Raw genomic sequence first — 21,757 nt, 5'->3', positions numbered from 1 at the left:
GGCGTCGAGTATGCGATCACCCCGCTTGGCCATTCCCTGCGCCAACCCTTCGAGGCGCTCTGCGCGTGGGAGGGAGAGGCGCGTCGGCCGCCTCACCGCCCTCCGCAGGCTCGACCATAAGAATCGGCGTCCCCTCCGAGACCTTCGATCCGATCCCGACCAGCAATTCCCGCACGGTGCCGGCCACCGGGGAGGGGACTTCCATGGTCGCCTTGTCGGATTCGATGCTGAGGATCAGGTCGTCCACGGCGAGGCGGTCGCCCGGCTTCACCAGGAGTTCGATCACAGGCACGTCCCGGTAATCGCCGATATCCGGGAGGGCGATCTGCAGCGCGGCGCTCATGCGGGCGGGTTTCCGTGGCTTGTCTGGAGCGGATTGTCGTTTGGTGCGGGCGGGGCCCGGGGGGCCTCGCGAAGCGTCTGCGACGTCCGGTGGCTTCCCACCTGCGACCTCATCCTGAGGTGCTGCGCAGCAGCCTCGAAGGAGATCTCCAGGGATCGCGCGGCCGGCTGGAGGGCTCCTTCGAGGCATCCGCTACGCGGACGCACCTCAGGATGAGGTCGCGGGTGGGAGTTCGTCAGGTCGCACTGGCCGTCAGATCGTCCAGGGCGCCGGCGTTTCCGCGTCGATCCCGTAGCGCCGGATCGCCTCGGCGACCGTGGCGCGCGGCACCGTGCCGGCCTCGGCCAGCGCGTGCAGGGCGGCCACCACCACGTGCTGCCGGTCCACCTCGAAGAAGCGGCGGAGCGCGTTGCGGGTGTCGCTGCGGCCGAATCCGTCGGTGCCGAGCGTCACGAACCGGGCGCCGAGATAGGAGGCGATCAGTTGCGGGTAGGCCCGGACGTAGTCGGTCGCCGCCACGATCGGCGTCGCGCCCGGCAGCAGGGCAGCCACGTGGCTCTTGGGCGCTTCGGCCTCCGGGTGGAGCATCGCCCGGCGCTCGGCCTCTCTCGCGTCGCGTGCGAGCTCGCTGAAGCTGGTGACGCTGAACAGCTCGGCCGCGATCCCCCAATCCTGCGCCAGCAGGGCTGCGGCTGCGATCACCTCGGGCAGGATCGCGCCCGAGCCGAGGAGCCGCACCGCCGCAGGGCCGGTGTCCGGGCCCGCCAGGCGGTACATCCCCTTCAGGATGCCCTCTTCCGCGCCCGCCGGCATCGACGGCTGGGCGTAGTTCTCGTTCATGGCGGTGAGGTAATAGAAGGCGTCCTCACCCTCTTCCATCATCGCCCGGGCGCCGCGATCGACGATCACCGCCATCTCGTACGCGAAGGCCGGATCGTAGGCCCGGCAGTTCGGGATACCGGCGGCGGCGAGGTGGCTCGACCCGTCCTGGTGCTGCAGGCCCTCGCCGCCAAGCGTCGTGCGGCCGGCCGTGGCGCCGATCAGGAAGCCGCGCGCCCGCTGGTCGGCCGCCGCCCAGATCAGGTCGCCGACGCGCTGGAACCCGAACATCGAGTAGTAGATGTAGAACGGCAGCATCGACAGGCCGTGGACGCTGTAGGCCGTAGCCGCCGCGGTCCAGGACGAGATCGCCCCGGCCTCGGTGATGCCTTCCTCCAGCAACTGACCGTCCCGCGCCTCGCGGTAATACAGCATCGAGCCGGCATCCTCCGGCTCGTAGAGCTGCCCCTCGGGGGCGTAGATCCCCACCTGCCGGAACAGGTTGGCCATGCCGAAGGTGCGCGCCTCGTCGGCGACGATCGGGACGATGCGCGGCCCGAGATCCTTGTGCTTCAGCAGGTTGCCGAACAGGCGGACCACCGCGGTGGTGGTCGACATCTCCTTGCCGGCCGCCTCGAGGGCGAACCCAGCATAGGTCGAGAGCGGCGGTACGGTAACGGTCGGCGCCGTGCGGCGGCGGGCCGGCAGCACGCCGCCCAGCATTTCGCGGCGTTCGCGCAGGTACCGCATCTCGGCGCCGTCCTCGGCCGGCTTGTAGAAGGACAGGCTCTCCACCTGCGCGTCGGTGAGCGGCAGGGCGAAGCGGTCGCGGAAGGCGCGGAGCGCATCCACGTCGAGCTTCTTGGCTTGGTGTGCGGTCATGCGAGACTCGCCCGCGCCGCCCATGCCGTAGCCCTTCTTGGTCTTGGCCAGGATCACGGTCGGGCGGCCCTTGGTGGCCTTGGCGGCGGCGAAGGCCGCGTAGAGCTTGCGGAAATCGTGGCCGCCACGCTTCAGCCGGTCGACGTCGGCATCCGACATGTGCGCGACGAGTTCGCGGACCTCCTCGTCCTCCCCGAAGAAGTGGGCGAGGTTGTAGGCGCCGTCCTTGGCACCGAGCGTCTGGTACTTGCCGTCCACGGTGTCGGCGAAGCGGCGCAGAAGGGCGTGGTTGGTATCGCGGGCGAAGATCCCGTCCCACTCGGAGCCCCACAGCACCTTGATGACGTTCCAGCCCGCCCCGCGGAACAGGCTCTCGAGCTCCTGGATGATCTGGCCGTTGCCGCGCACCGGGCCGTCCAGCCGCTGCAGGTTGCAGTTGATCACGAAGGTGAGGTTGTCGAGCTTCTCCCGGGCGGCGAGCGCGAGGCCGCCGATCGATTCCGGCTCGTCCATCTCGCCGTCGCCGAACACACCCCAGACGTGCCGGGCGGAGGTGTCGGCCAGCCCCCGGTGGCCGAGATAGCGCATGAACCGCGCTTGGTAGACGGCGTGGATCGGGCCGATGCCCATCGAGCCCGTCGGGACCTGCCAGAAATCCGGCATCAACCAGGGATGCGGATAGGAGCACAGGCCGTCGCCGGCGATCTCCTGGCGGTAGTGCTTCAGCTGCTCCTCGGAGAGCCGGCCTTCCAGGAAGGCGCGGGCGTAGACGCCCGGCGCCGAGTGCGGCTGGAAATAGACGAGGTCGCCGTCCGGACCGCCCTTGAAGAAGTGGTTGAACCCGACCTCGAACAGCTCCGCCGCCGAGGCGTAGCTCGCCACGTGCCCGCCGAGCTCGCCGTAGGCCATGTTGGCCCGCACCACCATGGCCAGCGCGTTCCAGCGCATGATCGAGGTGAGCCGTTCCTCGATGTCGAGGTCGCCCGGGTAGCGCGGCTGCTTCTCCAAGGCGATGGTGTTGCGGTAGGGCGAGTAGGGCAGGGCCTCGTCGAGGATGCCGATCTCCTTCGAGCGCCGCTCCAGCCGGTCGAGGATGAACCGCGCCCGGGCCGCGCCCTCAGTGCGAAACAGCGATTCGAGGGCGGCCAGCCAATCCTGGGTCTCAGCCGGATCGTGATCGACCTCGGCGGACCGCGCGATCGTCGTCCTCGGCGGTATGGCGTTCATGGGTGCGGCTCCCGATTTTGATCGGAGCATACGAGCTTCCCGGCGGCGGGATGTGCCGAATTTTTGTCATCGAGGGCCGATGATTGGAATGTTTTGCTCGATATTTGCGTTACGACGGTCAATCGTACCGATTGTGAGCCGCTGAAGTGGCTTCAAGATGAGCGACCCGGTCATTTCGCGGCGCCGCAGGCAAACAGGAACACTGGCAGAGCGAGATCCTGCACCCTCGGCGGCTCCGGCATGACGGGGCGGCGTTTGGGTTTGGGTGCAAGACCCAGGGCGGTCGGACGAACAGAGAATCGAAGGCGCTTGCCCGGCGCGCAGCGGTGCCGCCAAAAAACTTTCCTGCCGTCACGTGCTCAGCGGCATGCTATGCCCGTGGCAAACCGGAGAGCGAAACAATGGCCTCCCGACCGGCCCATCTCGACCCCGCCAGCCTGCGCATCCTCGAACGCCTGCAGCAGGACAGCGAGATCAGCATCGCCGACCTCGCCGAGCAGGTCGGGCTCTCGACCTCGCCGTGCTGGCGCCGGGTCAACGACCTGAAGGAGGCCGGAATCATCCGGGGCTGCGTCGCGGTGGTCGATCCGATGAGCCTCGGGCTCGCGGTGAACGTCTTCGTCCACGTCTCGCTGGAGAAGCAGACCCAGGCGGCCCTCCAGGCCTTCGACGAGGCGGTCCGCAGCCGCCCCGAGGTGATGGAATGCTACCTGATGAGCGGCGAGGCCGACTACATGCTGCGGGTGGTGGTGGAGGATCTCGGCCAGTACCAGCGCCTGGTGCTCGACCACCTCACGCGCATTCCGGGCGTCGCCAACATCCGCTCCAGCTTCGCGCTGGGTCAGGTGAAGTACACCACGGCGCTGCCGCTCGGGCACCTGACGCGGTGAGCCGGCCGTTCGCGGAATAAAGTATTGTCAGATCGGCCAGCGGAGCCGGCCTGAACCGGCGGCGTCACGCTGAAAGGAAAATGGTGGAGCCTAACGGGATCGAACCGATGACCTCTTCCATGCCATGGAAGCGCTCTCCCAGCTGAGCTAAGGCCCCACTTGTCCGCCGCGGTTTGGGTCCCGCAGGGTCTCGCCGACCGGCTGGCGTCCGGCGAGGCCGGTTCTATAGGCGGCTCTTTCCGCGGACTCAACCCCCTTTTTCGGGATTCTTCGTCGAAACGCCGACCGTCTTGGACTCTCCACGGACGCTTCGTGAACTCTTCGAAGTCTGGGCGCCGGAACGGGTCGAGTTTCTTCGTCAGTCTCGAGATCGCTGCCGATCAGACCGCAAGCGTCGTCGCCGGAAGCCTCCTCCCCCACGACGGTGTCACCCCCGGCCGAATCCCCGTCCTCGGCGTCGGCTGGCCGCGCCTCAGGGGTGGCGCCGCGACACGCCTGCTCGCCGCGAGGTATACCGCACCGCATCTCGGGCAGGCGACAGGCCTGCGGGCGCCGTCGTCGAACGTCGCGCCGCCACGCGGGCATTGGCGCGTCATGCCAAGTTCGTGGCGGGCCACGCACTGATACCTCGTCGCCTCCGCTGCCTTTAGAAGTCGCTCCCGGTAGTCGCGGCTCCCGCACCTGTCCATCGCGCTGCAGACCCCGTTTCCGGCGGGACGTCGGGGGAGCGCGACGGATGACGCGGGCCGGTGCGCGTGTTAACCGCGCCGCCAGCTCACGGTCCGATTGCAGCGCCGCGGCGCACCCGCACGACGCGCCGGATCCCGTCCCACCTGAGATTCCCGAACGGACATCCCGTGTCGCACGACTCGCCTCCACAGCCCCTCTCCGCCGCACCGGGCAGTCCGCTCAAGGGGCGCCTGCGTCCCCCGGGCGACAAGTCGATCTCCCACCGGGCCATGATCCTCGGGCTGCTGAGCCAGGGCGAAACCCGGGTCGAGGGCTTGCTCGAAGGTGACGACGTGCTGCGCACCGCCGCCGCCGCGAAGGCGCTGGGCGCCGGGATCGATCGACTCGGCGAGGGGCGCTGGCTCGTGCGCGGCGTCGGCATCGGCGGCCTCACCGACCCGGCCGACGTGCTCGACTTCGGCAATGCCGGCACCGGCTCGCGGCTGATGATGGGTGTGGTCGGCGGCCAGCCGGTCACCGCGACCTTCGACGGCGACGCGTCGCTCCGCTCGCGCCCGATGCGCCGCATCCTCGATCCCCTGACCCGCATGGGCGCGCAGGTCCTGTCCGAGGCCGAGGGCGGGCGCGTGCCGCTGACCCTGCGCGGCCTCAACGAGGCGATTCCGATCACCTACGAGACCCCGGCAGCCTCCGCGCAGATCAAGTCCGCAGTGCTGCTTGCCGGCCTCAACGCCCCCGGCATCACCACGGTGATCGAGGCGGCCGCCACCCGCGACCACACCGAGCGGATGCTGCGCCTGTTCGGCGCCGAGGTCCGCGTCGAGCCGCACGGCCCGGGCGGCCATGGCCGCAAGGTGTCGCTCACCGGGCAGCCCACCCTGCGCGGGACCGACGTCGTGGTCCCGGCTGATCCGTCCTCGGCGGCGTTCCCCCTCGTGGCGGCGCTGATCGTGCCCGGATCCGACGTGACGATCGAGGGCGTGATGATGAATCCGCTGCGGACCGGGCTGATCACCACCCTGCTGGAGATGGGCGCGCAGATCGAGCGCGTGGCCGAGCGGGAGGAGGGCGGCGAGACCGTCGCGGACCTGCGTGTGCGCGCGAGCCGCCTCTCTGGGGTCGATGTCCCGGCCGAGCGGGCGCCCGCGATGATCGACGAGTACCCGGTGCTGGCGGTGGCCGCGAGCTTCGCCGAAGGCCGGACCCGGATGAATGGCTTGCACGAATTGCGGGTGAAGGAATCCGACCGGCTCGCTGCCGTCGCGGCGGGCCTTGCCGCTACCGGCGTCCGGCATAGCGTGGAGGGGGACGACCTTGTCGTCGAAGGCGACGGCACGGCAGCGCCCGGAGGCGGCACGGTTGCGACGCATCTCGATCACCGGATCGCCATGGCGTTCCTGGTGATGGGGCTCGCAGCGAAGGCTCCGGTCACGGTGGATGACGGGGCAATGATCGCCACCAGCTTCCCGAGCTTCCTGCCGTCCATGCAGGCCCTCGGCGGCCAGATCGGGGCCTGACATCATGCCGCTCGTCATCGCGATCGATGGACCGGCCGCCTCCGGCAAGGGAACGCTGGCTAAGCGACTGGCCGACCATTACCGGCTGCCGCATCTCGACACCGGGCTCCTCTACCGTGCCGTTGCGCTGTCCATGATCGATTCCGGCCTGTCCCTGGACGATTCGGAGGCCGCGTCCCGGGCGGCCCAGGCCCTCGACGCCGACAGGTTGGATGATCCGCGCCTTCGCGACCGCGCCATGGGCGAGGCGGCCTCGCGGATCTCGGCAGTCCCAGAGGTGCGCGCCGCCCTGCTGGCTTGGCAACGCCGCTTCGCGGCCGATCCTCAGGGCGCCGTGCTGGACGGTCGCGACATCGGCACGGTGGTTTGCCCGATGGCCAGCGTGAAGCTGTTCATCACCGCCTCGTCCCAGGAGCGCGCCCGCCGTCGCCACCTCGAACTCAGCGGACGCGGCGAAGCCGCGACCTTCTCGGCGATCCTGTCCGACATCGAGGCCCGCGACGCCCGCGACGCCTCCCGGGCCGCAGCGCCGCTGCGCATGGCCGACGACGCGGTCCGCTTGGACACCACCACCCTCGACCCGGACGCAGCCTTCGCCGAGGCCCGGAGCATTGTCGAGCGCGCTCGCGGGGACGGCGAATAGGCACCACCCACAACCACGTGTTGACCCCCCGGCCCCGCTCACCTATTGCGAACGCGCCGTCCCCGCGCGGCCGCCGCAGGGCGGTCCCCGGACGCGAGCGCGTAGCTCAGCTGGTAGAGCAACGGACTTTTAATCTGTAGGTCCTGGGTTCGAGTCCCAGCGCGCTCACCATGCAATTCACGATGATGAAGACCCGAATGAGATCGGGCTCCGGCTTGATCCGATCGCGTACGGATGACCAAAGCCGGCAGACGAGAAGTAAATAGTTAGAAAATCAGAAAAATTCTACGTTGTCCTTGTGTGTGCTTATCTTGTGTGCCGTGAAGATTGCGATTCGCAGTTTCGGGCCAATCGGTCCTCACACGCAGAACAGAACCCCGGCCGTCCGCTCTTTCCGCCAGATTAGTTTCACGGCGTAGCGTATTTCGGTATTCGCCAGCACGAGGTCGAACGCCGTCTCCAACGTGACAGCCTGGGAGCCGAGGAATTCCAGCATAGCGCCGCCGTCGGAAAGGTTCTGGATCCGGCAGGGAAAGCGCGATCCGTCGGGGTGCTGTGCGAAGGCCAGGAGCGCCGTTGCCTTGCGGTCGCTGGTGCGTCGCTCGACGAAGCCGCTCGGGGGCCTGGCGGTGCGGGGCATGGGCGAATGACCCTGGAAATCTCGGCCGATATGCCGCGATGTCAGTAAAAATGCGCCGAAAACACTAATGATCGATTGACTATGGTTGTATCTTCACGAAATTAAAGTTCCGGATTGAACCTCCGACGTTGTGCGCGGATCGGCGCACGCCGCCCTCTGTCACGAGCGGCGTGCATCCGGCGATGCGCTGCGGCTGCTACCGACGCTCATCCTTGGGCATTGGCGGTCCTTTGCCCGCCTTGATGAAGCGGCCGACGAACAACCCGACCGGGATCGACAGCAGGAACCAGTTCCGCAGGAATCGCAGCGACTTCGACACAGGTCGCTCTCCTCATCTCGATGTGTTGCGCATCAGATCACGACGCTCTGTGGGACCCAAACGCACGGTCCGACCACCGCGTTCGAGCCAGTTGCCGGAATCATGGCTTTTCCGATGCCGAGCCGGCAGGCTCGGCGCACAACCTCGACGCCCCCAGCACCCACGGGGCTCCGGAGACGATCCATGCGCATCCGCCCCCGCCTCGCAGTCTTGTCATGTCTCGTCTCGGCCGCCTTGCCGGCCACCATCCGCGCCGAGGCGCCCGGCGTCGCGCCCACCCCTGCAGCGCCCCCATCCTGGACCACGGTGCTCTCCCACGATGTCCAGGGCAGCGGCCTGCCGGGCCTCGACGGCGGCCACGCATTCCTGTGGAACCGTCCAGGGGGTTTCGATCCTGCTTCGACGCTGCGGGTCGACCGGCACATCCCGGAGGGGTCGGGAGAGCCGGGCCACACCTACAAGGCGCTGTGGGCGCTGGGCTCGTCGGGCCCGCAGAATGCTGGCTACGAATGGACGATCACGGGCGAACTGCACAACCGGAGCTTGGCCAGCACCGGAGCGCAGAACGTTGCCGTCAACGGCACGATCTTCAAGGAGCCCAACGGCATCGGTCCGGTGGGGCCGTCCTGGGCCGGAAACTTCAACTGCGTGGACATGACTCAGGAGGCCGACCCGGTCGCCTCCTGCATCGGAGCCGAGATCGACGTGTCCGCGCAATCGCCGACGACGGATCGCAATCGCCAACGGGTCGGCCTTCAGATCTCCACGGGCGGCGTTCCGGGCGCCCACACCGGCTACGGCGTCCTGCTGGGCAACCTCCCCGGCTCGGTGACCGACCGCGGTTTCTCGTTCCAGGGGGAGGGCACCTACGGGATCGGGATCGACACCGCGGCCGGCCGTTTCACCGGTGTGCCGATCCTGCTGGGCGCGGGCCAGTCGATCGCGCTCGACGGCAACCGTGATGGTGCCTTCGTGCGCACCTTCGGCTTCGATGGCCGGGATCTGGTCTACGGGACCGGGAACGGTCCCGTGTTCCGGGTGAGCGATGGGGGACGGGTTCAGGCCGCCTCCGTCCGGGAGACGCCATCGAACCCGCCGCGGAGCAGCCGTGAGACCTGCTCGCCGGGCGATCATGCCTGGGACGAAGCCTTCGAGTATCGCTGCGTCGCCCCCGACCGCTGGAAGCGCGCTGCGCTCAGCGACTGGTGAGTGTGGTGCTCAGGCTCGGCGGAAGGGCAGGATCGCCACAAAGGCGGCAGCCGCGGCGCCGATCACGCGCAGGAGCGCAGAGACCGGACTGTCCGGCGAGATCACCATCCACTCGAACAGCATCGCCCCCGACAGGAGGAGCAGCACCGAGACGAGCAGCGCTTCGCCCGAAACCACGTATGGCTTGGCCTTCATGTATTCCCCCCTGGCGCTTTTCTTGATCGTTCGCACCAGGGTGTTAGCGGATCGGCGACCGGAAGGCGAACCAGCGCCGGTTCGGGCTCAGCGGTCGAAGATGCGTACCACCGCGCGGGTCGCCGGATCCACAACCACGACTTTGTCGCCGGGGGCCACGAAGTAGCCGTAGCGGCGCAGGCGCGGGTTCTGTGTATCGGTGAACGGCGCAAGTTCGACATCAGCCGGCACGATGGTACCCGGCCGAAGCGGGATCGATCCGACGATCGGGCCCGGGCCGACCGGACGGCGCACGATGTAGTCGCGCACGACAACCTCATCGTCGGGACCGAAATCGTCCTGATCCACGATCACGCCCTGCGCGAAAGCGGATCCGGTTAACAGCGCGGCAAGCCCGAGGGCTGCGGCGAGGCTTGCGCGTGTCGACATGCGAGGCTCCGTGACGTCCAGGACCCGCGGAAACACCGCCCATCACGAATGCGTTCCCGCACGCTACAACGCGCGGCGTCAGCGCCCGACCTGCGCGGCCTCGGCCAACGGCACCGGCGACCAGCGGGTGATCTGCACGTAACCGTCCAGCGCGGCGATCACGACGTGCCGGCGATGGCGGTGCACGACGGTGCCGGGCGTGTGCGGGTGGCGCTCGCGCCAGCCCTGCGCCGCAGCGACGTAGACCCGTGCGTCGCCCAGCCGGGCGATGGTTTCGACGGTACCGAATGCCCGGACCCGGCGCAGGATCGACTCGACATCCTGGCGGAAGTCGAGGGTCCGGTCGCCGTCGGTGGCCCGGGGCCAGTACGACCCGTCGCCCTGAGGCTCGGCACGTCGCCAGCGTGCGGCAAGGTCCTTGCCGATCGGTCCTGACGCGAGACGCCGGGCCGCCATCTGGCACTTCGCGAGCACGGTCTCGTGGGACTCGGCCGATTCGAGGCCGAAGATCTCCTGGGCCAGGATATCGCCGGTGTCGAACCCGTCGGCGAGCACGTGAGCCGTGACACCCCAGGTCTCGTACCGGTCCAGCACCGCGCGAAACAGCGGGTAGGGGCCGCGTCCGGTCGGTAGCGGTGAGGGGTGGATGTTCAATCCGTAGGCAACCCGTCCGCGCCAGCCCTTCACAAGCCAGGGATAGCCGGCGACAACCAAGGCCCAATCCTTGCCATGCTCTGCCTGAAGGGCCTCGATGTCGCGCTCGCGGATACGCGACAGTTGGATCGGCAGGCGCATCGAACGAGCGCGGGCGACCAGCACGTCGTTGTGGTCGTAGACGCCGTCGCAGGGCCGAGTGAACAGCTTGACCGGCTTCCAGCCGGCCTCGACGAGGCCCTCGAACACGCCGCCGAGGAAATCGATGCCGGCGAACGCGAACTTCATGCTTGCAGCCTGCGACCTTGTGCACGTGGAGAGGGTGGGCCGGCCGCCTGCCCAGCAACAGCACCGGCCTTACTTTGTCCGGGCCAGGTTTGGTAGCAAGAGGCCCGTGCGTGCGACAGGTTCTGATCTACGGAGGCACGGGGGGAATCGGCCTGGCGACCGCCCGGGTTCTGCGGGCGCGCGGCTACGCCCTGCATCTCGCGGCCCGGGACGGCGACCGGCTGGCGCAAGCGGACGAAGAACTCGGCGATACGACCTCTACGGCGGGGGACGTCGGCGATCCGGACTTCTTCGCAGCTGCCATCGAGGCGGCCGGGCCTTGCCTCGCGGGTCTGGTCTACGCGGTCGGCACCATCAACCTGCGGCCACTCGGACGGCTGACCCGGGCCGATGTGGAGGCCGACTTCCGCTTCAATGCGCTCGGCGCCTTATCGGCCGTGCAATCCGCCGCAGCCGCACTCAAGTCCGGCGCCGGCGATTCGGGCTCTGGTGTCGTGCTGTTCTCGACGGTGGCCGTGGCACAGGGCGTCCCGGCGCACGCCTCGGTGGCGATGGCCAAGGGTGCCGTCGAGGCGCTCGGCCTGTCGCTTGCGGCCGAACTGGCACCGCAGATCCGGGTCAACGTGGTTGCGCCTTCACTGGCCCGGACGCCGTTGGCCGCCGCCATCACCGGAACGAGACTTTGGCCCAGGGAATCGCCGCCATGCACGCACTCCAGCGTCTGGGGCGGCCGGAGGATATTGCGGCGCTCGCGACCTTCCTGGTCTCGGACGAGGCCGGCTGGATCACCGGGCAGGTAATCGGGGTCGATGGTGGGCGCGCCAACCTGCGCACGAAGGGCTGACGGGGTGCCGGCGAAGCTCGCTCGGCGGACCGGAGGGGTCTTAAGGTTCGTCCTCGGCGATCAGCTGAACCGGCGCGTGTCGAGCCTGCTCGACCTTGATCCCGAGCTCGACGTCGTCCTGCTCGTCGAGGTGCGGGACGAGGCGACCTATGTCCGCCACCATAAGCAGAAGATCGCCTTCCTGTTCGCGGCCATGCGCCATTTCGCGGCCGAACTGGAGGCCGAGGGTATCGCGGTCGATTACGTCCGCCTGACCGATCCCGGCAACACCGGCAGCTTCACGGGCGAGCTGGAGCGGGCTGTCGCTCATCATGCACCCGATACCATCGTCGTCACCGAACCCGGTGAGTGGCGGGTCTGGGAGATGATGCAGGACTGGCGCGAGACGCTGCCCGTCCCGGTGGAGATCCGATCCGACAACCGCTTCCTGTGCCCGCGGGCGGATTTCGACCGCTGGGCCGAGGGGCGTCATCATCTGCGGATGGAGACCTTCTACCGCGGCATGCGGCGTCGGACCGGACTCCTCATGGATGGTGGCGAGCCAGTCGGTGGTCGCTGGAACTTTGATCCTGATAACCGTAAGCGCCTACCGAATGGGCACCAGCTGCCGGACCGGATCGGGTTCCAGCCCGATGCGACCACCCGGGATGCCATCGCGCTGGTGGAGCGTGAGTTCGCCGGCCATTTCGGCGATCTCGCGGCCTTTTCCTGGCCGGTAACGCGGGCCGACGCGCTGGCCGCCCTCAAGCACTTCATCGAACAATGCTTGCCCACCTTCGGCGATTACCAGGATGCCATGAAGGCCGGTGCGCCGTACCTCTACCACGCGCTGCTCTCGCCGCCGCTCAACGCTGGACTGTTGACCCCGGAGGAAGTCTGCTGGGCCGCCGAGCGCGCCTATCGGGACGGCACTGCGCCGCTCAACTGCGTCGAGGGGTTCATCCGGCAGATCCTCGGGTGGCGGGAATATGTCCGCGGCGTCTACTGGGCGCGGATGCCCGAGTATCGGGAGACCAATGCACTGGATGCTGGAAGGAACCTCCCGTGGTTTTATTGGTCGGGTGAGACGAAGCTGAATTGCATCGCCAATGTGGTCGCCGATACCCGGCGCCACGCATACGCCCATCACATCCAACGCCTGATGGTGACCGGAAACTTTGCCCTGATCGCAGGCCTGGATCCGGCACAGGTCGAGGAATGGTACCTGATCGTGTTCGCCGATGCCTACGAATGGGTCGAGCTGCCCAACGTGCACGGCATGGTGCTGTGGGCCGATGGGGGCGTGATGGGCTCGAAGCCTTACGCCGCCTCAGGCGCCTATATCGACCGGATGTCGGACTACTGCACGCGTTGCGCCTACGACGTGAAGGTCAAGGCGGGGCCGGACGCCTGCCCATTCAACTACCTGTACTGGAATTTCCTGATCGAGAACGCGGATACGCTGTCCGGGAACCCGCGCATGACGATGCCGTATCGGACCCTCCGGGCCATGAGCGACCAGCGCCGGGCCGAGATCCGTGCGGATGCGGGCCGTTTCCTCGGCGCCCTCGAATCCGAGCGCGCTCACCAGGGCGACCAGACCGCCAACGCCACGTAGGGTGAGGCGCTTCGCCGGGCCGTCTCGGTTTGGAGACCGGCCGACACACGGAAGCTGTAGCGGGCGATGGCGAAATCGGATGCGTGCAAGCCGAGATTCCATTTCCGATAGCCCGTCTCGTCTCCGTAGACGCTGATTTCAGGGCCGAGATAAGCACCGCCTATCCGATAGCCCCAGGCCAGCCGTGTCCATAAACTGTCGCGCGTCGAGCCGGCGACAGCGGTCGCCTGCAGGAGCGTATTGTCCGTCGGGCGTGCCCAGATTTCGGCGTGTAGGCGCAAGCCATACGCGGCTGGCGAGACCGCCACGGCGCGCCCGTCGGCCAGCATCTCCATCGAGCCTTCAGGCCCCGCGAAGATTGCGGCCGTTCCCCAATCGAAGAACCATTGGTAACCGAGCACCGCGGCCGCGTTGAACGCGTAGCGCGTGCGCGGAAGGCCGAAATCGCCGCGTTCGCGTTGCAGGCCGCTTCCGACGCTCGCGAGTATGACGAAGCCGTCCTGATCGAGGGGGCCGAGCCCGAGCTTCGCCCCGATGGTCAGGAACGTCGCAGCGCCGGCGTCGAGGCTGCCGAACAGAAGTGCATCGATCTCTCCGCCGCATGCCGGAGAAGCCTGCGCAAAGAAAAGAAAAGCCGCAAGGGCGGGTCCGAGCCGTCTGCTCCGGCTTATTACGAAGGCTTTGCTCCTGCACACGGATCCGTCCTGTGTGGCGAGCCTTATACCTACAGGCAAACGACGTAGAAAGCCGCTCTACTCATCGTAGGTTCACTGGAAAATTACCTGAAGCTGCGCCAACGTGCTGTCCGAGATCTGCGCCGATTCGAAAATATGCTTTGATTGACTTAAGATATGCTTCAGGGTGAATCGGGCTGACCTCAGGTAGGGATCTCCGGCCGGGCGCCCACGATAAATTCGTGCGGCAGCCCCGCGCTTGGCCTGCCGGGTGATCTCGGCTAGAGCCCGCGCCAGGACAGCGAAGGTTGGCGGATCCTTGACTGCCGGTTCACGAACGTCGGACGTCCTCACTGTGCTGGCGAGCCAGGAGGGGGAGCGCCTTACCGTGGGCGACATCGTCGCGGTCCTGCGGGATCGCGCCTTCGCGCTGCTCGTGGTGCTGCTCGGCTTGCCGAACTGCTTGCCGATGCCGCCGCCGATCCCGCTGATCTGCGGGCTCCTGCTGCTGCTTGTGGCGGTTCAGATCGCGGCCGGCATGTCGGCGCCGTGGCTGCCCCGGATCCTGCTCGGCCGATCGATCGCGCTCACCGATGTAAGGCGCGCCGTCACCCGGGCGGTGCCGATCCTACGGCGTCTGGAGCGCTGGTCGCGTCCCCGCGTCAGCGTGTTCGAGACCGCGCTGGGCATGCGCGGGATGGGGATCGCCCTGTTGGCGCTGGCGCTGGCGCTGATCGTGGCCGCACCGATCGTCGGGCAGATCCCTCTGGGGCTCGCCGTCTGCCTCGTGGGCCTCGGCCTCGTCGAGCGCGACGGCCTTGTCGTCATGGGCGGATTGGTGATCGGCCTCTTCGGCGTCGCCATCAATGCGGGCTTCGCCTACGCGGTCATCGCCGGGATCGTCAGCCTCCTGAATCTTTAAGCCGCACGGATCAGAGCCGGTAACGGATCTGGTCGGTCCAGAAACGCTCCAGGCGGCCCAGAGCCGTATTCAGCCGGCCGAAGTCGTCGTCCGAAATGCCTCCGATCGGCGCGATCGTGCGGGCATGCTTGTCGTAGAGCCCCTGGATGATCTCGTGGACCTGCTGGCCCTTCTCGGTCAGGCTGATCCGGACCGAACGACGGTCGGTCTTCGAGCGGGCGTGGTGCAGGTAGCCGGCCTCGACGAGCTTCTTGACGTTGTAGGAGACGTTGGAGCCGAGATAGTAGCCCTTCGTCCGCAATTCGCTCGCGGTCAACTCCTTGTCGCCGATGTTGTACAGGAGCAGCGCCTGGACGCTGTTGACGTCTTCCCGGCCGCGGCGCTCGAACTCGTCCTTGATCACGTCCAGCAGCCGGCGGTGCAGCCGCTCGACCAAGTGAAGCGCCTCCAAGTAGGAGCCCTTGGCGGACGGGGTCTCCTCGGGGGCCTCGCTCTTCGCGACACGGGCGCTCTGGGTCTTCATCGTCTGCCTCACCGTCTGATGCCGCGGCGCCCGTTCGATGCGGTGCCGCTGATGATGGCTAAGCTACGTACCGGGAATGAAAGGCGATTTAAGCGACAGGATGAATTCCCGATTTACTCTTCGGGGTAAAGACAAACTGAAGCGAAGATCAGAACGCTTCGTTCACCGTGCTTCCTGGGCGGCCAGCCAGGACAGCATGAAGTACATCAGCACGACGGTGAGGCCGAATACGAGCAACGGCACCGGCATCGGCACAAGTTGCGGGGTCAACACCGCCAGCGTCATCGCGGATGTCACGGCCAGCAACCAGATCACGCCGCCCCACGTGCTCGTCAGCCACAGGCCGATGGCGGCCGACGCGTCCACCACGGCGAAGTAGACGATCGCGGCCTGCCGGCCGAACGGCTCGATTTCGAAGGGGCGCGACTCTGGCATGACGTCGAGGATCGTCGCCCAGGACGCGATGCTCTTGGCCAGCCAGAACAACGCGGTGATCCGCATGAACCAGACGAGGACCGTGTCCCATGTCCCGGGAGCCGGCCCTGGCGCGCGCTCGATCCGGTCGGTGGGCGTATCGCCCGGCCGAACACCCTTGCGCCGGATCGGGAAGGAGGCGGGCACTAAGGCGTGTCCGTGGGTGAGAAAAGCCAATGCATCGTCGGGGGCCGCGATTGATGGGGGATGCGGTGGGTTGAATCGGTTCCGGCGCCCTGCGTCAACGGTCTGATTTCACCGTGCTCGGAGGGTGTGCTAGTCCGACAGCCCCAGCGCCGATGCGCCGCGCGACCCACGCTTCACCGCGCGCACGATACCGAAGCCGCATGTCAGATACCTTGCCAGAGCCGCGCCCGATCGCCCTGGAGGCCGCTCGCGAGAGCGCGCGTCCGGACGTGCTGAAGATCACGCAGCGCCCGCGCCGCAACCGAAAGGCGGAGTGGTCGCGGCGGTTGGTGCGTGAGCATACGCTCACGGTCGACGACCTGATCTGGCCGATGTTCGTGATCGAGGGCGAGGGCCGGCGAGAGCCGATCGCCTCGATGCCAGGGGTCGAGCGGCTCTCCGTGGACGAGATCGTACGCGACGCGGAACGTGCGGCGCGGCTCGGCATCCCGGCGGTGTCGTTCTTCCCCTACACCGAGGTCGCGCTGCGCGATCCGACCGGCTCCGAGGCGCTCAACGCCAACAATTTGGTCTGCCGCGCGGTGCGGGCCGTGAAGCGGGCGGTGCCCGAAATCGGCGTGATGACCGACGTGGCGCTCGATCCCTATACCAGCCACGGCCACGACGGGCTGATGAAGGACGGCGCGATCCTGAACGACGAAACGGTGGCGATCCTGGTGGAGCAGAGCCTGATCCAGGCCGAGGCCGGCACCGACATCATCGCCCCTTCTGACATGATGGACGGGCGCGTCGGCGCGATCCGGGCCGGGCTCGACAAGGCCGGCTTCCTCGACGTGCAGATCATGGCCTACGCGGCCAAGTATGCGAGCGCATTCTACGGGCCATTCCGCGATGCGATCGGCACCCAGGCAGCGCTGGTGGGCGACAAGCGCACCTATCAGATGGACCCGGGCAACTCTGCGGAGGCTCTTCACGAGGTCAGGCTCGATCTCGCAGAGGGAGCCGACTCGGTGATGGTGAAGCCGGGGCTGCCCTATCTCGACATCATCCGGCGGGTACGGGACGAGTTCCAGGTTCCGACCTTCGCGTATCAGGTGTCCGGCGAGTACGCGATGATCGAGGCGGCGGCCCGCAACGGCTGGCTCGATGGTGACCGCGCGATGGTGGAGGCTCTCCTCGCTTTCAAGCGCGCCGGTGCCGACGGGGTGTTGACCTACCACGCGCCCCGGGTCGCAGAGCGCCTGCGCACCATCCGGTGAGGCATGGGCGCCGCTGGCTCCTCGGAGCGGCGGTGGTGGCGGGTTTCCTAGGGGGGCTCGCGGCCTGCCAGGACACGCTCCGCCAGGAACGCGTCGCGACCTGCCGGCGTGCTCTCCCGGCTGTGGCGCCGCAACCCGGCATCCGGTTGCTGCGCGCCGCGCCGGGGCCAGCCGCGGATACCGTCCGTGTCGATTATGCCGAGGGCAACCGTCAGCACTGGCTGACCTGCCGCTTCGATGCTGGCGCGACGCTCATCGCGCTGGCCACCGAGGGGAGCAGCCTGTCCGGTTCTTCGCTCTACCTGCTGAAGCGGTTCTACCTCGACACGCCGGACGCGGAGGCCGATGATCCGGCGCAGCGCTGAACGCACGCGCATCCACTCTTGCGGCGGTCGCTTTCCGCACCCACGTTTCGATAGGCCGCCTCGCTTGCAGGACGCGACACCATGCAGAATCCCCAACCCGGTTATGCCGAGCAGCGCTACGAGGCCCCCGGCTACGCGGCTTCGCTGCCCATCCCGTTCGTGCGTGCCAGCCTCGGGGCCCGCACCGTCGCGTACCTCCTCGATATCCTGTTCATCTTCGGCTTCACCGCCCTGTTGACGCTGTTGATCACGGTCGTCGGCGTGGTGACCTTCGGGCTCGGCTGGACCTTGTTTGCGGTGCTTCCGGCGAGCGGCGTGATCTACAGCGCCATCACGGTGGGAGGAGCCAAGCAGAGCACCATCGGGCAGCGCCTGATGGGCCTCCGGGTTGTCGCCCCCGAGCGCGGCGGCCCCGTGGACTTCATCAGCGCGGCTGTCCACGCGCTGCTGTTCTACGTTGCGGTCTCGACCTTCCTTCTGTGGTGCCTCGATGTCGCATTCGGCCTGATGCGCGCCGATCGACGCCTGGGCCACGACCTGCTGCTCGGCCTGGCCGTCGTCCACGACCGCTGAGATCCCGTAGGCGCGACGAAATTCTCATGCGGCGAGCGGCCGGGGGCATTGAGCCCGGCCGCGTCGCCTGTACATTGGTACGCCGGCGCCGCAAGGACCACCCGGTGCAGGGCCAAGACCAAGCGTGACGAGTCACCCGCGCGACACTCCGCAATTCTACCTGACCGCGCCTTCGCCGTGCCCGTACCTTCCGGGCCAGGAGGAGCGAAAGGTGTTCACGCATCTGGTCGGGCGCCGTGCCCGGGACCTCAACGAGATCCTGACCCAGGGTGGCTTCCGCCGCTCGCAGACCATCGCGTATCGCCCGGCCTGCGAGACCTGCCGCGGCTGCATCTCGGTGCGGGTGGTGGTGGATGACTTCCAGCCGACCGCTAGCCAGAAGCGGATCCTGGCGCGCAACGACGACTGGATCGGCGCGCCGGAACCGAATCGCCCAGCCTCGGAGCAGTACGCTCTGTTCCGCCGTTACCTCGACGCCCGCCACGGCGATGGCGGCATGGTCGACATGACGGTGCTCGACTACGCCATGATGATCGAGGACAGCCACGTCGACACGCATCTGGTTTCGTACCGGCGGCGTGGTCCGGACACGGCGATTACCGGCCGCGGGTTCGGCCCGCCGCTCGCCTACTGCCTCACTGACGTCCTCGCGGACGGCCTGTCGATGGTCTACTCGTTCTACGATCCGGAGGAGGCCGGGCGCTCGCCGGGCACCTACATGATCCTCGACCACATCCAGCGCGCCCGTCGCCTCGGGCTGCCGTATCTCTACCTCGGCTATTGGGTCGAGGGCTCGCGCAAGATGGATTACAAATCCCGGTTTCGCCCGCAGGAGCGCCTGATGGGACAGGGCTGGGTCCGCGTGCCCTGACCGGGATCGACATCAAACGGCATGCTCTCGCGTGGCGCTGGCCTGCGTGAACCGCATTGAGCGGCCGGGCCGCCGCATGCTACCGGCCACGCACGAACTCCGGACCGTGCCGAGGCCCCCATGATCCCCCGTTACAGCCGCCCGACGATGACGGCGATCTGGTCGCCCGAGAGTCGCTTCAAGATCTGGTTCGAGATCGAGGCCCATGCCACCACGGCGCTGGCCGAGATCGGTGTCGTGCCGAAGGCGGCGGCGGAGACGATCTGGGCCAAGGGCAAGGATGCGGCGTTCGACGTGGCCCGCATCGACGAGATCGAGGCGGTGACGAAGCACGACGTCATCGCGTTCCTCACCCACCTCGCCGAAATCGTCGGCCCGGAGGCGCGCTTCGTCCACCAGGGCATGACCTCGTCGGACGTGCTCGACACCTGTCTCAACGTCCAGCTCGTGCGCGCCGCCGACATCCTGATCGCCGATGTCGACGCGCTGCTGGCGGCCCTGAAAAGCCGGGCGCTGGAGCACAAGCTCACCCCTACCATCGGCCGCTCACACGGCATCCATGCCGAGCCGGTGACCTTCGGCCTCAAGCTCGCACAGGCCTATGCCGAGTTCGAGCGCAACCGCCATCGCCTGGTCGCAGCCCGCGAGGAGGTCGCCACCTGTGCGATCTCGGGCGCGGTCGGCACCTTCGCCAACATCGATCCGCGGGTTGAGCAATACGTCGCCGAGAAGATGGGCCTGACCGCCGAGCCGGTCTCGACCCAGGTCATCCCGCGCGACCGCCACGCGATGTTCTTCGCGACGCTGGGCGTCGTCGCCTCGTCACTCGAGCGCTTGGCCATCGAGATCCGCCACCTGCAGCGCACCGAGGTGCTCGAGGCGGAGGAGTTCTTCTCCGAAGGTCAAAAGGGATCTTCGGCGATGCCGCACAAGCGCAACCCGGTGCTCACCGAGAATATCACCGGCCTCGCCCGGATGGTCCGGGGCTACGTCGTCCCAGCCATGGAGAACGTGGCGCTCTGGCACGAGCGCGACATCTCGCATTCCTCCGTAGAGCGGATGATCGGCCCGGATGCTACGGTGACCCTCGATTTCGCGCTGGCCCGCATGACCGGGGTGATCGAGAAGCTGCTGATCTACCCGGCCAACATGCAGAAGAACCTCGACCGCCTTGGCGGCCTGGTCCATTCGCAGCGGGTGCTGCTGGCGCTCACCCAGGCCGGCGTGTCCCGCGAAGATTCATACCGGCTGGTCCAGCGCAACGCGATGCCAGTCTGGCGCGGGGAGGGCGACTTCCTGGCTCTGCTGAAGGCGGATGCCGAGGTGACGGCGGCGCTGACGCCCGAGCAGATCGAGGAATGCTTCGACCTCGGCTATCACTTCAAGCACGTCGACACGATCTTCGCGCGCGTCTTCGGCGCAGCCTGAAAACCGCTGCACGAATCCTGCTTGGGCCCGTGACGAACACAGGAAGGCAATCCGTGACCGCTCCCCGCATCGTCTACCTCAACGGCGTATTCCTTCCTTTCGAGGAGGCGCGCGTACCGATCATGGACCGTGGCTTCCTGTTCGCGGACGGAATCTACGAGGTCTCGGCGATTATCGACGGCAAGCTCGTCGACAACGCCGCGCATCTCGCCCGCCTGGATCGCTCGCTCGGCGAGATCGGCATCCGCAACCCGCACGACGCGGCCGGATGGGAGAAGCTGCAGACCGAGCTCGTCGCGCGCAACGGCGTCCGCGAGGGGCTCGTCTACATGCAGGTCACCCGCGGTGTCGCCGAGCGCGACTTCGCCTTCCCGAAGGCCGGGACAGAGCCGACCGTGATGATGTTCACGCAGGCCAAGACCGTCCTGGCCAACCCGCTCGCCGAGACCGGCGCCCGGGTCATCACCGTCGAGGACCTGCGTTGGAAGCGGCGGGACATCAAGTCGGTCGCCCTGCTGGCGCAGGTTCTCGCCAAGCAGCAGGCCGCCGAGGCCGGTGTCGCCGAGGCCTGGATGGTCGAGGATGGCGCCGTGACCGAAGGCTCGTCGTCCACAGCGTTCATCGTGAGCCGCGAGCGCGTGCTCGTCACGCGGCCGCTCTCGACGGCGCTGCTGCCGGGCATCACCCGGGCCTGCGTGTTGAAGCTCGCCGGGGAGGCTGACCTCAAGGTCGAGGAGCGGTTGTTCTCGGTCGCCGAGGCCTACGACGCCCAGGAGGCGTTCTACACCAGCGCCTCAGCCTTCGTGATGCCGGTGGTCGAGATCGACGGCCGGTCGATCGGCGAGAGCGGCCCCGGTCCGCTGACCCGGCGCCTGCGCGAACTCTATATCGAAGCCGCGCGTCAGGGTTGAGTGGCCCGGGCCACGCAGCAAACAGGAACGGATCCGACACAAGTCTGTTGCTCTCGGAACTCGTGTTCCAAGAGGGGAGACCAACCTTGTCGCGGAAAATCCTGCTCGCCGCTTTTGCGGCGGCCCTGTTTGCTGTTCCTGCCTATGCCCAGAACCCGGATGCGCCGCTGAAAGGCCGCGATACCGATCCGGCCCTGCCGCCATCGACCCAGACGCCACCGGATCGCGTCCGCCCCAGCGCCGACGCGCCACCCAAGGATCAGTCGCTCAGCGACAAGCTCCAGAAGAACGACGGTGTGATCAAGCCGCCGGAGTCCGGCACCACCGGCACCGTGGTGAAGCCGGACGAGACCGGTTCGATGCCGGTGATCAAGCCGCAGGAACTCCCCGGCCGGAACTCCGGCACCGAGGCGAAATAAGCGCG

23 protein-coding genes, 2 tRNA genes and 3 pseudogenes are annotated in these 21,757 nt (G+C 67.6%); 16 read left to right on the top strand and 12 right to left on the bottom strand.

The window, feature by feature from the left end; genetic code table 11:
• A pseudogene (locus tag AC0IY0_RS23395) lies at positions 1–69 on the top strand (winged helix-turn-helix transcriptional regulator); the annotation flags it as partial.
• A gap of 106 nt (positions 70–175) precedes the next feature.
• On the opposite strand, the pseudogene AC0IY0_RS23390 reads toward AC0IY0_RS23395, so the two are convergent.
• Positions 176–343: pseudogene (locus AC0IY0_RS23390) on the bottom strand (biotin/lipoyl-containing protein); the annotation flags it as partial.
• Between the two features lie 252 nt (positions 344–595).
• Positions 596–3,271 carry an alpha-ketoglutarate dehydrogenase gene (gene mdeB, locus AC0IY0_RS23385; protein WP_471765699.1) on the bottom strand — a complete coding sequence of 892 codons (2,676 nt, stop codon included), beginning with the start codon at positions 3,269–3,271 and terminating at the stop codon, positions 596–598.
• A 401-nt stretch (positions 3,272–3,672) separates the two neighbouring features.
• On the opposite strand from mdeB, the gene AC0IY0_RS23380 reads away from it, so the two are divergent.
• Positions 3,673–4,161: an Lrp/AsnC family transcriptional regulator gene (locus AC0IY0_RS23380; RefSeq protein ID WP_147909750.1), complete on the top strand. Its 489-nt coding sequence runs from the start codon at positions 3,673–3,675 to the stop codon at positions 4,159–4,161.
• A gap of 81 nt (positions 4,162–4,242) precedes the next feature.
• On the opposite strand, the gene AC0IY0_RS23375 is transcribed toward AC0IY0_RS23380, so the two are convergent.
• Together AC0IY0_RS23375 and AC0IY0_RS23370 are read right to left on the bottom strand one after the other, a co-directional pair.
• Positions 4,243–4,318 (bottom strand) — tRNA-Ala (locus AC0IY0_RS23375).
• A gap of 223 nt (positions 4,319–4,541) precedes the next feature.
• On the bottom strand, positions 4,542–4,850 hold the full coding sequence (locus AC0IY0_RS23370; RefSeq protein ID WP_471765698.1) for an FYDLN acid domain-containing protein: 309 nt from the start codon (positions 4,848–4,850) through the stop codon (positions 4,542–4,544).
• A gap of 168 nt (positions 4,851–5,018) precedes the next feature.
• Between AC0IY0_RS23370 and aroA the strand changes: the two genes are divergently transcribed.
• The 3 genes from aroA to AC0IY0_RS23355 all read left to right on the top strand — a co-directional run bounded on the left by aroA (position 5,019) and on the right by AC0IY0_RS23355 (position 7,182).
• Entirely contained in the window at positions 5,019–6,368 is a 1,350-nt protein-coding gene (gene aroA, locus AC0IY0_RS23365) for a 3-phosphoshikimate 1-carboxyvinyltransferase (protein ID WP_147909751.1), read from the top strand.
• A 4-nt stretch (positions 6,369–6,372) separates the two neighbouring features.
• Positions 6,373–7,011: a (d)CMP kinase gene (gene cmk, locus AC0IY0_RS23360; RefSeq protein WP_147909752.1), complete on the top strand. Its 639-nt coding sequence runs from the start codon at positions 6,373–6,375 to the stop codon at positions 7,009–7,011.
• Positions 7,012–7,106: 95 nt separating this feature from the next.
• Positions 7,107–7,182 (top strand) — tRNA-Lys (locus AC0IY0_RS23355).
• 187 nt (positions 7,183–7,369) lie between these two features.
• Here the strand turns inward: AC0IY0_RS23355 and AC0IY0_RS23350 are convergent.
• Together AC0IY0_RS23350 and AC0IY0_RS23345 are read right to left on the bottom strand one after the other, a co-directional pair.
• A complete protein-coding gene (locus AC0IY0_RS23350; RefSeq protein WP_147909753.1) occupies positions 7,370–7,651 on the bottom strand; it encodes a PilZ domain-containing protein in 282 nt (93 codons plus the stop codon).
• Positions 7,652–7,847: 196 nt separating this feature from the next.
• Positions 7,848–7,970, bottom strand: coding sequence for a hypothetical protein (locus AC0IY0_RS23345; RefSeq protein ID WP_281408650.1), 123 nt, complete (start codon positions 7,968–7,970; stop codon positions 7,848–7,850).
• 183 nt (positions 7,971–8,153) lie between these two features.
• Between AC0IY0_RS23345 and AC0IY0_RS23340 the strand changes: the two genes are divergently transcribed.
• Entirely contained in the window at positions 8,154–9,179 is a 1,026-nt protein-coding gene (locus tag AC0IY0_RS23340; RefSeq protein WP_471765696.1) for a hypothetical protein, read from the top strand.
• 9 nt (positions 9,180–9,188) lie between these two features.
• On the opposite strand, the gene AC0IY0_RS23335 is transcribed toward AC0IY0_RS23340, so the two are convergent.
• From AC0IY0_RS23335 to AC0IY0_RS23325, 3 genes are all read right to left on the bottom strand, one after another.
• Positions 9,189–9,374, bottom strand: coding sequence for a hypothetical protein (locus AC0IY0_RS23335; protein WP_147853280.1), 186 nt, complete (start codon positions 9,372–9,374; stop codon positions 9,189–9,191).
• A gap of 87 nt (positions 9,375–9,461) precedes the next feature.
• Positions 9,462–9,803, bottom strand: a complete 342-nt coding sequence (locus tag AC0IY0_RS23330; protein ID WP_471765694.1) for a DUF1236 domain-containing protein — start codon at positions 9,801–9,803, stop codon at positions 9,462–9,464.
• A gap of 78 nt (positions 9,804–9,881) precedes the next feature.
• The gene (locus tag AC0IY0_RS23325) at positions 9,882–10,745 is read right to left on the bottom strand and encodes a formyltransferase family protein (RefSeq protein WP_147909755.1); all 864 of its coding nucleotides are present in this window, start codon (positions 10,743–10,745) and stop codon (positions 9,882–9,884) included.
• 110 nt (positions 10,746–10,855) lie between these two features.
• Between AC0IY0_RS23325 and AC0IY0_RS23320 the strand changes: the two are divergent.
• Both AC0IY0_RS23320 and AC0IY0_RS23315 read left to right on the top strand, forming a co-directional pair.
• Positions 10,856–11,589 (top strand): annotated as a pseudogene (locus tag AC0IY0_RS23320) (SDR family NAD(P)-dependent oxidoreductase).
• Complete coding sequence (locus tag AC0IY0_RS23315) at positions 11,555–13,186, top strand: cryptochrome/photolyase family protein (RefSeq protein ID WP_471765693.1); 1,632 nt, start codon at positions 11,555–11,557, stop codon at positions 13,184–13,186. Before AC0IY0_RS23320 ends, AC0IY0_RS23315 begins: the two are co-directional and overlap by 35 nt.
• On the opposite strand, the gene bcsS is transcribed toward AC0IY0_RS23315, so the two are convergent.
• Positions 13,153–13,881, bottom strand: a complete 729-nt coding sequence (bcsS, locus tag AC0IY0_RS23310; protein ID WP_471765692.1) for a cellulose biosynthesis protein BcsS — start codon at positions 13,879–13,881, stop codon at positions 13,153–13,155. The two genes, AC0IY0_RS23315 and bcsS, sit on opposite strands and share 34 nt — an antisense overlap.
• 298 nt (positions 13,882–14,179) lie before the next feature.
• Here bcsS and AC0IY0_RS23305 point away from each other — a divergent pair, with 298 nt between their 5' ends.
• Positions 14,180–14,782 carry an exopolysaccharide biosynthesis protein gene (locus AC0IY0_RS23305; RefSeq protein ID WP_281407102.1) on the top strand — a complete coding sequence of 201 codons (603 nt, stop codon included), beginning with the start codon at positions 14,180–14,182 and terminating at the stop codon, positions 14,780–14,782.
• A 10-nt stretch (positions 14,783–14,792) separates the two neighbouring features.
• On the opposite strand, the gene ldtR is transcribed toward AC0IY0_RS23305, so the two are convergent.
• On the bottom strand, positions 14,793–15,305 hold the full coding sequence (ldtR, locus tag AC0IY0_RS23300; protein ID WP_147853274.1) for a transcriptional regulator LdtR: 513 nt from the start codon (positions 15,303–15,305) through the stop codon (positions 14,793–14,795).
• A gap of 162 nt (positions 15,306–15,467) precedes the next feature.
• The gene (locus AC0IY0_RS23295; protein WP_471765691.1) at positions 15,468–15,926 is read right to left on the bottom strand and encodes a DUF6163 family protein; all 459 of its coding nucleotides are present in this window, start codon (positions 15,924–15,926) and stop codon (positions 15,468–15,470) included.
• Positions 15,927–16,126: 200 nt separating this feature from the next.
• Here AC0IY0_RS23295 and hemB point away from each other — a divergent pair, with 200 nt between their 5' ends.
• The 7 genes from hemB (at position 16,127) to AC0IY0_RS23260 (ending at position 21,752) form a co-directional block, all read left to right on the top strand.
• The gene (gene hemB, locus AC0IY0_RS23290; protein WP_147909761.1) at positions 16,127–17,185 is read left to right on the top strand and encodes a porphobilinogen synthase; all 1,059 of its coding nucleotides are present in this window, start codon (positions 16,127–16,129) and stop codon (positions 17,183–17,185) included.
• A gap of 35 nt (positions 17,186–17,220) precedes the next feature.
• Positions 17,221–17,550 (top strand): hypothetical protein, encoded by a 330-nt coding sequence (locus tag AC0IY0_RS23285; RefSeq protein WP_246691991.1) that lies wholly within the window; start codon positions 17,221–17,223, stop codon positions 17,548–17,550.
• A gap of 81 nt (positions 17,551–17,631) precedes the next feature.
• Positions 17,632–18,123 (top strand): RDD family protein, encoded by a 492-nt coding sequence (locus tag AC0IY0_RS23280; protein ID WP_147909763.1) that lies wholly within the window; start codon positions 17,632–17,634, stop codon positions 18,121–18,123.
• A 124-nt stretch (positions 18,124–18,247) separates the two neighbouring features.
• Entirely contained in the window at positions 18,248–18,994 is a 747-nt protein-coding gene (locus AC0IY0_RS23275) for an arginyltransferase (protein ID WP_147940810.1), read from the top strand.
• A gap of 120 nt (positions 18,995–19,114) precedes the next feature.
• A complete protein-coding gene (gene purB, locus AC0IY0_RS23270; protein WP_147909765.1) occupies positions 19,115–20,422 on the top strand; it encodes an adenylosuccinate lyase in 1,308 nt (435 codons plus the stop codon).
• A 53-nt stretch (positions 20,423–20,475) separates the two neighbouring features.
• Complete coding sequence (locus tag AC0IY0_RS23265; protein WP_147940812.1) at positions 20,476–21,333, top strand: D-amino-acid transaminase; 858 nt, start codon at positions 20,476–20,478, stop codon at positions 21,331–21,333.
• An 86-nt stretch (positions 21,334–21,419) separates the two neighbouring features.
• On the top strand, positions 21,420–21,752 hold the full coding sequence (locus tag AC0IY0_RS23260) for a hypothetical protein (protein WP_147909768.1): 333 nt from the start codon (positions 21,420–21,422) through the stop codon (positions 21,750–21,752).
• Positions 21,753–21,757: the final 5 nt, after the last annotated feature.

The sequence above is a fragment of the Methylobacterium sp. AC315 genome (assembly GCF_979253755.1).
The sequence above is the reverse complement of the archived record's forward strand: the minus strand, read 5'-3'. Positions and strand labels throughout refer to the sequence as shown.